The 12,026-nt window shown below is 59.4% G+C and carries 7 protein-coding genes; 3 read left to right on the forward strand and 4 right to left on the reverse strand.

Annotated features, from left to right (window positions below; genetic code table 11):
* Positions 1-13: 13 nt before the first annotated feature.
* The 3 genes from A4R29_RS30880 to A4R29_RS30890 all read right to left on the reverse strand — a co-directional run bounded on the left by A4R29_RS30880 (position 14) and on the right by A4R29_RS30890 (position 5,399).
* Positions 14-1,123, reverse strand: coding sequence for an OmpA family protein (locus tag A4R29_RS30880; protein ID WP_013525279.1), 1,110 nt, complete (start codon positions 1,121-1,123; stop codon positions 14-16).
* 132 nt (positions 1,124-1,255) lie between these two features.
* The gene (locus tag A4R29_RS30885) at positions 1,256-4,435 is read right to left on the reverse strand and encodes an autotransporter domain-containing protein (RefSeq protein WP_064993472.1); all 3,180 of its coding nucleotides are present in this window, start codon (positions 4,433-4,435) and stop codon (positions 1,256-1,258) included.
* Between the two features lie 238 nt (positions 4,436-4,673).
* Positions 4,674-5,399 carry a hypothetical protein gene (locus A4R29_RS30890; protein WP_013525277.1) on the reverse strand — a complete coding sequence of 242 codons (726 nt, stop codon included), beginning with the start codon at positions 5,397-5,399 and terminating at the stop codon, positions 4,674-4,676.
* A gap of 74 nt (positions 5,400-5,473) precedes the next feature.
* Here A4R29_RS30890 and A4R29_RS30895 point away from each other — a divergent pair, with 74 nt between their 5' ends.
* Complete coding sequence (locus tag A4R29_RS30895) at positions 5,474-7,045, forward strand: caspase family protein (RefSeq protein ID WP_244507017.1); 1,572 nt, start codon at positions 5,474-5,476, stop codon at positions 7,043-7,045.
* 44 nt (positions 7,046-7,089) lie between these two features.
* Here A4R29_RS30895 and A4R29_RS30900 read toward each other — a convergent pair whose 3' ends face one another.
* The gene (locus A4R29_RS30900; RefSeq protein WP_338039912.1) at positions 7,090-7,986 is read right to left on the reverse strand and encodes an ATP-dependent DNA ligase; all 897 of its coding nucleotides are present in this window, start codon (positions 7,984-7,986) and stop codon (positions 7,090-7,092) included.
* Positions 7,987-9,485: 1,499 nt separating this feature from the next.
* Between A4R29_RS30900 and A4R29_RS30905 the strand changes: the two genes are divergently transcribed.
* Complete coding sequence (locus A4R29_RS30905; RefSeq protein ID WP_063173930.1) at positions 9,486-10,877, forward strand: FAD-binding oxidoreductase; 1,392 nt, start codon at positions 9,486-9,488, stop codon at positions 10,875-10,877.
* Between the two features lie 222 nt (positions 10,878-11,099).
* A complete protein-coding gene (locus A4R29_RS30910; protein WP_063173931.1) occupies positions 11,100-11,336 on the forward strand; it encodes a hypothetical protein in 237 nt (78 codons plus the stop codon).
* Positions 11,337-12,026: the final 690 nt, after the last annotated feature.

Genomic DNA, 12,026 nt, shown 5'->3' on the forward strand with positions numbered 1-12,026 from the left:
AACAGGTCGTCCCTCAGTTGACGAGCTTAGTGGCGGAAAATTCGATCCGCCGATTGAGCGCCTTGTTCTTCGGCGTGTCGTTGTCGGCAACCGGGCGCTCCTCGCCATAGCCAGTCGCCGCGATCTGGGTGCGCGGAATGCCAGCGGCAACTATGGCGTCGGCAACCGCCTGGGCCCTTCGCTCCGACAGGCGCTTGTTCTCGATGGGCGACCCGTCGGAATCGGTGTGTCCAGAAACCTCGACCTTCAGGCCCGGGCACTTGCCCACGACGCCGACGACCTCAGCAAGCAGCGGCCGGCTTTGGCTATCGAGCCGCGCGCTCGCCGTTCTAAAGTAGATGGCTCCGGTGCGCGACAGCACCGCGAACCTGTTGAGGCACTCCTCGTCGCTGAAGCTGGTCTTCGCCGCATCGGTGGTGACAGGCCCGACATCGGCAGTGCTCGCCGCAACCGGTTGGACAACAGCCGGCTTGCTGCCGTCAGCGATGAAAACGAAATCGAATGAAACCGATGCCGTGGGAACAATATTGGTCACGTTGGCCGCCTGCTGGAGTTTATCCACGTTCGGCAGCAATCCGAAGTCTTCCACATGCACGGCGACAGGAGCCTCCGAAGCGACCGACACCATGGTGTCGCTGATCATGGTGACCACGATGTTGGCTTGAAGATCCTTGTCGACCCCGTGCAGGCTGAGACGGAACGGAAGAACCGCCTTCACACGTCGCTTGGTCGCCAGGTCGGCAAATGCGGCGGGATCTACCTTCGCGGTCAGTTCGGCGGAGGGAAACTTGAATGTCTCGAAGAAAAGGAACCGCATGCGGACGTTGCGAAGGTCAACCCCTGTATCGACCGAATTGAGGTCGAAGGTGACTTTCGCATCACCCGCCGAGGTGAGGCTACCGGAAATATTCCTGATCTTGTTGGTTTCGACGATCGTGTTCTTCTTGACCGACTGATAGGTCAGGACCGAAGCGGTCGAGTCCAGCGTCCAGTTCGTCTCTGCCTTCGCAGTTCCCAGTCCGGGCCAAATCAACACCAACAACGCAACGACCAAGCCAAGCGCGTTTATAACGAGCCAGCCTCTTGCCCGTGTTTTCCACCAGACTCCCACGACTTCGAACATGGAACCCCCTGCCTAGAGCAGTTCACGATTTCTCAGCGAGGAGCATAGAACACTTGCTGTCGCTTGGCGAGCATCTCGCGTGGTGCGGTGCACCACTCCCGAGCGATGCAAATCTCGGGTTCATCGTCTTGGTTAGAAGGCGATCTTCAGTCCGAGCTTGGCGCCGATGGTGGAACTGTCCGATGACACCTTGCCGCGAACTTCGCCGTTGACGGTGGTCGCGGCCGACATCTTCAGGTTGAAGCCGGTCGACAGCGCGGCGGAAAAATCGGCATCGTCGAAGTCGATCTCCCTGGTGTCGATTTCGGTGGTGTTCTTGTAGCCGAAACGCTGCTGCAATTCGCCTCGCGCATAGGGGCTGATCACCATGCCGTTGCTCAACGTGTAGTCGCCATAGATGCCGGGCTCGAGCTTGATCGCGCCGAAAGAAAGCTGGCTCTTGCCGAACTCGTTGCCGCCGCTGTCTTTATAGGGATCGCCGCGGAAGGAAACGCCAAGCAGGCCGCCACGCAGATCGAAGCGGGTGCGCTCGCCCAGCTTGAAGATATGGCCGACCGATGCCGTCACTGCATAGCCCTTGGTATCATAGCTGCCGGTGGTGCCGAGCACGCCGTTCGTCACGTCGCTTCCGCCGATGAAGCCGGAGGCCGAGACGAGCGCGTAATTGTAGTCCTTGCGAAACAGCGCGTAGCCGCCGAACAGGCCGGCCTTGTTGGTCCCTTCGCCGATGGCATCAAATCCCCGAAACGCGCCGAGGTTGACGTCGGTCGAGGCGTAGCCGGCGAAAACGCCGATGTTCAGGCCGTACTCATTGTCGAACTGGAAGTGTTTGGCGGCATTGAAATCCAGGCTGATGGCAGCCGAAAAATCATTGGCATCGAAGCTCGGGCCGGAGCCGTTCAAGCCGCCGCCGCTGATGTTGTAGCCGTCATGCTCGGTATGGGCGAACTGGCCTGAAGCAAAGACCCCGAAACTTTCCGAAACCTGCACCATTCCAGAACCGGATGCGGGCGAGAGATGCAGGTCAGCATCGAGCGCGTCGCGGTTTATGCCGTAGAGAGCCTCGATTGCCACCGCGACCGCGCCGGCGTTGGTGGCACTGGTCGGCGCCGCCGCAATGCCAAAATTGACTGGCGTGGCACGCAGGAACACGCTGCCATTCGGGCCTGTGACGATCGCATAGGTGAAAAGCGAACCCGGTGTGCCGGGCACGCCTGCGACGCTGAACGTCCCGGTGACCGGGCCGTTGGTCGAAACAATCAGCGGTATGTCGGTCGGCTCGGCAAATTGCGGCGTGCCGAGCAGGTTGACGATGATGGTATTGGCGCCGGTTGCCGAAAACGCATCGGCAATGAGCTGATCCGACTGAGATGTCTGCTGGTTGATGTCGAGGCCGATGCTGGCACCGTTGAGGGTGAGGCCGCCTAGCGTCAACACATCGCCAGCGACACCGTTCGTCATGTCGATCAGCGAATTCGTCGCGATGATCGAACCCGGCATGGTGACGTTGCCGTTGATGAACAGCGTCGAGCCACTGCCCAGGTTGAGGTGGTTGATGCCTTGTATGCCGCCGTTGAAGCGCAGCGTGGAATTGTCGGAGGAAAAATTGTCGAAGCCGGTAAAGTTCTGGCTCTTGCCGCCGGCAGCGAGATCGGTGCCGGTGATGGTGCCGTTGGCGCCCGTGCCGCTGAACAGAACGCCATCGCTCAAATTGAGGGGGTCAACCGCACCGATGCCGTCGATCACGAGCGTGTCGGGACCAAGACCGGTAATGTTACCGCCGATCGTGCCGCCCGACAGATGGACATGCTCGGCGTCTATGCCGCCCGTGATGGTGCCGCCGGTGACCGAGACATTGTCGAAGCCGGCGCCGCCGGAAACGCTGGATCCGATGGCGCCGCCGCTGATGACAATCAGATCGTCACCGACATCGCCGGTGACCTCTCCCGCAAGCACGCCGCCGGAGACCAATATCTGATCGTTGCCGTCGTTGCCTTCCAGAAAACTGTTTATGGTGCCGCCGCGCAGCGTAATAACATCATTGCCGGCACCACCGCTTACCGCACCCGCAAGAGTGCCGCCGGTCATGTCGAAGGTGTCGTCACCATCCTCCAGCCCGACAGAATCCGTGCCCTCCCCACCCTCACCTGGGTCGATGCCGACACTGGCGTTGCCCGAGATCGATACGCTGTCGTCCTGGCTGCCGGCATAGATCGAGCCGTCGACCGTGCCGCCGCTGACGGTATAGGTGTTGCCGCCGCCTTCGCCGAACACCGAGCCGGTCACATGGCCCGCGGTCATGTTGAAAATGTCGGCGCCGCCCGCAAGATCAACGATGCCCGGCGATATGGTTGTGCCGACGGTTCCACCGTCGATGTTGACGGTGTCGTTGCCATCGTTGCCGAAAATGCTGCCGCCTATGGTGGCGTTGCCACTGACCGTTATTGTGTCGTTGCCGGCCTCTCCATCGATATCCAATTCGATTGCGGTATTGCCGCCGATGCTGACCTGGTCGTCGCCGGCCCCGGCATCCACGGCCTCGACGTTGCCTCCCCCTATGGTAATGGTATCACCGCCCTCACCCCCAGAGATGATACCGACGATTGGCTCGCTGAAAAAAACGCCTTCCTCGACCTCGAGGATACCGACCGATATCAGGTCGTCACCGATGCCACCGGTCACATTGCCGACCTGTGTGCCGCTGCCGGATATCACGACACTGTCGACACCATCTCCAAGATCGATGTCGTGGATGCTGCCGGCCTGGATGATAACGGTGTCATCGCCCGCCCCGGCGTCGAGATTGGCGTCGACATTTGGGGCGAACGGATCGCCCGACAAATCCCCATAGGACATCTCGAACCGGTCGTTGCCGCCAAAGAGTTCGAGGGTCCCCTCTGCCGACTGCAAGGATGTCGTTGCCGATGACGTTACCGGCGGCAGGCCACTTATGACGGGGGTAGGCGTGCTGTTGTCCAGGATACCGCCAAAGATGCTAACAATGTCATCGCCGTTTCCGTCATAATCGTTGACGATGACTGTCGACGAGTCGTTGGCTTGCCCCTTGTATCCCGCGAACCCCGTTGTGAATACGCCGCCGACATCCTGGACGTTTCCAGTTGTGCTGCACTCGACCGTGACCGATGTCGTTTCGAACGTCGTTTCGGCCGAGATGCCTGAGCCGACTGTTGTACCAGCACCGCTTGCGATAGCCGAGCACGCTTCCGCGCCAGATATCTGCAACGTGGATGCCGCCGCTAACGCAAGCAACGAAACACCCGCCAATTGATAGGCCTCGCGCGGCACTCTCATTCGATCCCACCTTACGAGAATCGATACCGTCACAGTTAAGGCAATTACAATAAATCACCGGCCCTTCAATGGGGCTCGTTGACTTGATTGCAGGCAGTGTACGCAGCGCGCTGCTCGTCGGCAATGGTTAGGCGTTCGCTCTCAGGCCACTATAAGGTCATGTGTGGCGACAAGGTCACTATCGAACTCAGATTGAACCGCTGGGATGCAGTACAACGCCGTACAAGGACGGGAACATCTAGAGGTCAGAATAGGCTGCCGAAACGGTCAGGCTTCCCGCGTGGGCAACCTTGCGGTCGTAACTTGCCCATATTTCCCCGCCGCACTGCTGGGCCCAGCGATGACAAAAAGAAAAATCGGTAGGCAAGTCCACGTCCGGCGTCACGATCTTCGAAAATGGCGTCAGAAAGCTCTCGAACTGTGCGGCGTATTTGTTTTTTCTGTAGCGCGACCGGTTCACCGTTTCGGGCAGTTTCTCAATTATCCTGGCGACGCAGTCGCGCGAAACCAAGAAGATACCCGTGCCACATAGCGATACCCGGACAAAGCCGCCCATCTCCTGCCGCGGTTCGATGATGGTTCCGAGGAACTCCAGGCTTTGCGCAAAGGCCTTGTCGAACGGCAGTTTCGACAGCGAGTGAAGTTTGCGAAGGTCGACCAGACGCCGCGGATACAAAGTGCCGACTACAGGCTTGTCGAGCGCCAGCATCGCGGCAATGAGATCGGGCGAAAAGCCCATGTCGCTGTCGATCATCAGGATGTGACTGCAGTCCAGCTTCTTGTAGTAGAAATTCGTGAGCAGATAGTTCCGGGAAAACGGTATATCCGTGTACTCGATTTCCGACAGCGTGAACGCGTAGCTGGAAAGGCTTTCGTGAGTCAGGGCCGCAAAAAGGCTGCGAACGAATACGCTTTTGTAGGCTGCTCCGTAAACCGGCAGCGCGAGGTTGATCTTGGTCGGCATCGAGCCCTCCACGGTCCAGTGACTGCATACAAATCCCTTTTTCCTATCTTTGACAGGATACTTGGTATAAAAATTTGCGGGCCTTTGGCGGCACGGGGTCCAAACGCTCGGGCAGGATTGCGTTTGCGTCTGGTGCGTTCGAAGGCCGCCGGATCAAGATTGACGCAGGCTGGAACGAGCATGCCGATATGACCCACCGCCACGGATACTTGCGCATCCCGCTGCTCATGCTTTTCGCGATTTTGAGCACGATCGACGTTCGCGCCGCGGTCGAACAGAACGCCTCATTACAGCCGCGCAACCGGCTGGCGATCGTCATCGGCAACACGAACTACCAGAGCAGGCGTCTCGAGCACCTCGCCAACGCGGTCAACGATGCGACGAAACTGTCCGACAGCCTGAAGCGGCTGAACTTTGAGGTTCTGACTGGAACCGATCTTACCGCCGATGGCTTCGTCAAGCTTTTCCATGACGCCGAGGCGAAGCTGCCCGAAAGCAGCGCCGTACTGATCTTCTACGCCGGCCACGGCATGCAGGTGCAGGGCGAAAACTACCTGCTACCGATCGATACGCCCGATCCGGAAAACCTGGACAAGCTGACGGCGCACGCCGTCAAGCTGAATGATGTGATCGCCAAATTCGCCAGTCGCGGCCGTCAGACCTTCATCTTCCTTGATGCCTGCCGCAACAATCCGCTGGGCAGCGGCGCCAACATCTCCAACGGTCTGGCGCAGGTCGAGGTCGGCGAAAACACGTTTGTCGCCTTCGCCACCCAGCCCGGGAACGTCACCGTCGACGGGACAGGCGAAAACAGCCCGTTCACCACTGCGCTTCTAAAAAACGTCGAAATTCCTGGCTTGAGCATTTCGGACATGATGATCCGCGTCCGCAACGAGACCGAGGCGCTCACCGTCGGCCGCCAGGTGCCGTGGGATCAGTCGAACCTGCGTGAACAATTCTATTTCACCGAACAGCAGATGCTCGATCCGGCGCAGTTGAGCGCGAGCCTGTCGCGCATCCTGTCCGATCCAGACGCCAAGAAGAAGCTGCAGATAGAGCTCGCCTCCAACGACCTGCAGACCGCCGTGCTCATCGTCGGACAGACGCTGCGGTCCGTCGAGATTCCGGCACCGTCAGGCGGTTCAGCGGAGCCGGTCGGCACTCGGGTCGCCAATCTGTCTTCAACCGAAAGCGTTGCAGTCGCTCGCCAGAGCGTCGTCTCCGGCCTCGAAACTCTCATTGTCGGCGCCTCGGCGGGCGAAGCGGAAAAGGACAAGGCAGGCGATCTTGCGCGCAGCATTCAGACCGAACTTCGTCGCCTGGGGTGCTACCGGATGCAAGTTGATGGCGATTGGGGCACAGGCTCCATCCGTGCCCTCACCGACTACTACAAAAACACCAAACAGATCGCACCCACGACCGAGCCGACCGTCGGATTGCTCGGCGATCTCTTTTTGCGTTCCGGCAGAATCTGCAAGCAGCCGGTCATCGTCAAGGCCAAGCCGGCTAAAGTCGCGTCGGACAACGGCCCTTCGCAAACCGGCCCCAGCCGCAAGGCGGCGAAACGCGCGCAGGCCGTCCCGCAACGCCCCATAGCCCCCCCACCAGACATTAGTGGGGGGATAGGCATCGGTGGTGTGTTTTAGGACGTGGGCTGTCAGGCGGGCCTACTTCATTGGCGTTCGTAACATCACGATTTCGCCTCACGGATCGCCTGCAAAGTCGCGTGGCGTAGCATGTGCTCTCGCTTCAAGGTCTTCACTCGTCCGACAAGGCCAGGTTTGATCCATTCGGCGTCTGGCTTGTCGGCTCCCTTCGGTGGCGTGCCTTTCCCCTCCTGCACCTTGGCCCATAGGCGTTCTCGCATGGCTTTGGTCAAGGCGATGTGAGCCGATCCGACATAGCGGCGTTCCGCATCGCGGGTTGCCATCAAAGCGAGTGGTGCCGATCCCGGTTTTAGCTGCACGCCTGCCACTTCAAAGTCGACTTCCTCGTAGCATTTGGTTTTCAGCCACGCTTCGGTGTCGCCTGACCGATAAACGCTGTCAGGCCGCTTCGACACCATGCCCTCCAGGCCCATGCGATCAACCGCGGCGTAGAAGTCGGCCCCGCCGCCATGCACATGGTGACTGTACTGGATCACGCCCTTGGCAGGCCCGACGAGTTCGAGCAGCTTTTCCCGACGTTCCAGCAGAGGTGCTGGGCGCAGGTTGACCCCGTCCAGGTGCAGTAGATCGAAGGCGACGAAGATGATCCGATCCGGCGCCCATCGCATTGCGGACCGCAGCGAATGGAAATCCGACACGCCCTTCCCATTGAGGACGATTGCCTCGCCGTCGATGATTGCCGACTTGGGAGAAAGGGTTGCCGCCGCCTCGACAATCGTCTTGTACGTCGATGACCAGTCATAGCCTCTTCGCGTGATCGCTCGGGCCGTGCCGTCTCGATTATGATTTGCGTCCGATAGCCATCGTACTTGATTTCGTGAATCCAGTTGTCTCCTGTCGGGGGGACCTCGACAAGCCTGGGAAACATTGGCCTGATGAACTTCAGACGCATGAACTGACCCGCAAGACTGCGTTTCAATTTAGCATGCGCTAAAATGGTTCCGGAACATTTTAGACGAATTGACTGTTTGACAGTCATGGCGAGGCCGTCCGACGTGGACCATCCATTCCCGGCAAGGAGCACGGCGGCGAACCAGCCGATGAGGACGACAACTTCTATACCTGCCCGACGTGCGGACAGCAGGTCGACATGCGCGACTTGCGGCAGGTGATTTGGCACGAGCAGCCAAAGCAAGCCGCTCCTGTTGCTGGTAGATTAGCCGCGCCAGCACATCGGCAGCAGCACCCCTCTCAAAATTGGCGGAACATAATTTAGACCCGTCAGTTGGGAGAACTCATGGGAGGCGCGCGATGTTGCAACGTGAAATCTCCATTGTCTCGGACAGGTCGAAATTGGTGGCGGACTATTCTCTGATCGCCGCCGATATAGCCCAGCGTCTATCTTTGCGCGCTTGCAATGACAACGCTTCCGCCAACGTCCCGTGGGCACCGAAACATTCCGAGGCCCCGACTTCGCCGGCCTCGCACACCCGCCGAGTATTCCTCGACCGATCGTGCTTTAGCCACGATCTATGCGTCGACGGTGGTGGGGATAACGCTGATTCTGGCGTCGGCAGTTTGAGTTACGCGACCTGATGCCGCTCTCCCAGAAACTATCTTCGGTTGAGATGACACTCAAATGCCCCGGATGTGGAAACGAGTTCACCAAGCCAGGGCGTTGGTTCATCGTTGCCGCCCACTATCGGTGCGAAGGTTGCCAGCGTTTACACCGCCTTCCTTATCCAGAAAAGGTGGAACTGTTCGAAAGATACGCCCAAGGGTGTGAAGACGGGCTCGGCAGCATCGACAGTGGGCCCGCACCGCTTGGGTGAGGACCGATGCGGGCCCGGCCAAGGGTTGCCTTTCCTTGGCCAGCAGCGTGCGGGGCGCTGCCGCCAAGAACTGAGCATGAGTAATAAGGTTCCGCTGATACAAAAAAGCCCGCCAGCCGTCAGGCCAGTGGGCAGTTCTCATGGGGAAAGCACCGAATGGGAACAGTGCAACGACCGAATCTCGACAGCGCGGTTTTTGTTCCACCGTCCGCGAACAGACCTAGCGTCGTTGCCTTGGTAAACCCGTACGGCAACCCTTCCGGCCTTTCAATTTTTGCCCGATGGCTCGCTACTCTGCGGCCCTGTCACCTCAAGGTTTAGGCCTGACGCTACCCTGTCACAGATAGTCGATATCCACCCAGATGTTACGCCGCAACCGGCGGCGGTGTTACCTTAGTCGAGGTATACCGTGGTGTGCGAGCTGCTCGGCTGGTGGCGTGCGCCTCTCCGTTGCTTGATGTGACTGTAATGGGGCCGCGAGCCGACTGGCAGCTTCCTAGAATCCAGTTGGCAAAAGCGGCCATTCCGCACCGAGCGCCAGTTATCGGATCGAAGGTGTTTTCGGCGTCACAGGCCCGCCAACTGGTGTTATGCTACTTCTCACCGCGAGGCTTGAGCTTACGCGGTGAGAAGTTGAGGAGGAGGATATGTTAGAGACGCAGCTTCAAAGTCGCAATGGCATGCCGATTGGCGCCGACCTCATCGATGAGTTCGCTTCGGGGTTGGCTGGCCGCCTTATCCGGCTCGCTGATGCCGATTACGACGAGGCACGCCGTATTTGGAACGCGGCAATTGATCGACACCCTGGACTCATCGCACGCTGCCTCGGTGTTGCTGATGTAATCCACGCAGTGAAATTCGCCTCTAAAAACGACCTTCTTGTCGCGGTACGTGGGGGCGGTCACAATGTCGCCGGGCGCGCGCTCTGCGACAACGGCATCGTGATCGACCTCTCCGCCATGCGTGGCGTGATGGTTGAGGCCAAGACCCAGACCGTGCGAGTTCAGGGCGGCGCGACGCTTGGCGATCTCGACCGAGAGACGCATTTGCATGGGTTGGCGGTGCCGGTCGGCGTCGTCTCTAAGACCGGCGTTGCCGGTCTGACGCTCGGCGGCGGCGTAGGCTGGCTGGTGCGCAAGCACGGACTGAGCTGCGACAATGTGATTTCGTTTGAGCTGGTGACAGCGGAGGGCAACCTGCTGACGGCCAGCATGGAAGAACACCCCGACCTGTTCTGGGCTTTGCGCGGCGGCGGCGGCAATTTCGGCATCGTCACCTGCTTCACCTTCCGAGCGCAGCAAATATCTTCAGTGCTCGGCGGCCTGATCGTTCACGCACGCGACAAGTCCGGTGAGGTGTTGCGCTTCTATCGTGACTTCATGGCCACGGCACCGGAGGAACTGACTGCCTACGCGGCCATGCTGACGACGCCGGACGGTATGCCGGCGGTCGGCGTAATCGCATGCTGGTGCGGTGACGTGGTAGAAGGCGCACGTGTGCTGGCGCCGCTGCGAGCTTTCGGTCCCCCAATGCTCGATGCCATCCAGCTAATGCCCTTCCCGACGATGCAGAAGCTGCTTGACGGCGCTTTCCCGGACGGGACCCACAATTTCTGGAAGGCGAGCTTCGTTCCGCAACTTACCGACACGATCATAGACCTGCTTGTCGAGCATGGAAATCGGATGAAGTCGCCTCTTTCGGCCTGCATCGTAGAGTTCTATGGCGGCGCGCCAGGCAGGATCAGTCGCGCTGAATCCGCCTTCGCCCAGCGCGGCGCGGAATACAACATAGGAATGACCGCGCAGTGGGTGGATCCGGCCGAAAGCGAAAGGCATATTGCCTGGGTACGCGCCATGTATGATGCGTTCGAGCCGCATTCGAGCGGAATGCACCTTCTGAACTTTCAGAGCGAGCCCGCGGACCAAGTTATCCGCGCCTCATTCGGCGAAAACTACAGACGGCTTGCGGAAGTGAAAAGCAAATACGACCCGACCAACTTTTTTAGCGTCAACCAAAACATCTCGGCCGCGACACATTAAGCGCCTTCGACAAACTGAGGCGAACTGATCGAAAGTTCCCTTGGGGTCAGCATGATCGCGGGCACCTAGGCATAAGCTCGGGGCTATCAGCACCGTGCATCCGGACGGGTCTCCAGAGGCAGCCGTCATACAGGTGACGTTGGGCGACGACCTCAACATCGTGTTCGACAGCTTTCCCGGAAGCGGAAGCTGGCAAATATCAAACGAGACAGCCGGATCGCCATGGTGATCGGCTGGGATGAAAATGTCACGGTTCAAATCGAAGGCCGGGCCCGACCTGCCAAGGCTAACGAATCACAGCGGTTGAGAGATGTCCACGTTGCCAACTGTCCGCTTGAAGCGGAGTTTCTAAAGCAAGGGGCACAACTTTTTACGATTTCGCCTCGATGGATTCGCTATTCCGATTTCAGAGGCGAGCCGATGGTTTTTGAGCTGTCCGGCAACTCGCTTGCGAAATAGGGATTAGCCCCGCCACCTCTCGGCAGCGGGCCGCCGCCAGGGCTGCCTGTGCAACAAAGGCCGTCGATGCGCGTTGAGGCTCGTCTCAGTGGAGCTTCGACAATGGATCCGGCAACCGCAGCAGTACTGCTTTTACTCTCTTGCAGCCCAGGCGAGGCTGTCGTCTGCAGGCCCATTGATGCCGCGCCGACCACATATGCGTCGCTTGACGTGTGTAAGGCATCTCTGAAAGACAGGCTCGCAGGTGCGCCAAATGGGGAAATCGTCGGACGATGTCATCCCCTCGACGAGACTGTCACCGGTTCCCTGCCCGCCGGGTACACCACCGTTGTTGTCACGCGCGGTGTTGGGAGCAACGCCGTCAGCAATAGCTACATCGTTCAACACAAAGAATAAGGCCCGCCACCTCTCGGCAGCGGGCCAATTCAACAGGATGTTGGATTCAGGCGTTGCCCGCCGGGCGGTACGCCTTCATGTCCGCCGCCCCTTGGCGGTTCAGGTGTTCCCTCACCGGCTTAAGGATAGACGTTGGATGGGTCGGCGTCATGTGCACAGATCGCCAGCCGTGCAACGGTCTAACTGCTTAGCGGCTCCTTTGGTTTTCTGCGCAACGGTCTTTCCCCTAGCTGGATTTAGCTATCCCCCTACGGCTGGGTAGGGACGTCAGTCTCAATTGAGCAATCGCAAATA

This window comes from Mesorhizobium ciceri biovar biserrulae, assembly GCF_001618845.1.
GTDB classification, from domain to species: Bacteria; Pseudomonadota; Alphaproteobacteria; order Rhizobiales; family Rhizobiaceae; genus Mesorhizobium; species Mesorhizobium ciceri.

Coding starts and splice junctions, on each gene's coding strand:
- A4R29_RS30880 (WP_013525279.1), bottom strand. CDS start 1,123: ATGTTCGAAGTCGTGGGAGTCTGGTGGAAAACACGGGCAAGAGGCTGG.
- A4R29_RS30885 (WP_064993472.1), bottom strand. CDS start 4,435: ATGAGAGTGCCGCGCGAGGCCTATCAATTGGCGGGTGTTTCGTTGCTT.
- A4R29_RS30890 (WP_013525277.1), bottom strand. CDS start 5,399: ATGCCGACCAAGATCAACCTCGCGCTGCCGGTTTACGGAGCAGCCTAC.
- A4R29_RS30905 (WP_063173930.1), top strand. CDS start 9,486: ATGTTAGAGACGCAGCTTCAAAGTCGCAATGGCATGCCGATTGGCGCC.
- A4R29_RS30910 (WP_063173931.1), top strand. CDS start 11,100: ATGGTGATCGGCTGGGATGAAAATGTCACGGTTCAAATCGAAGGCCGG.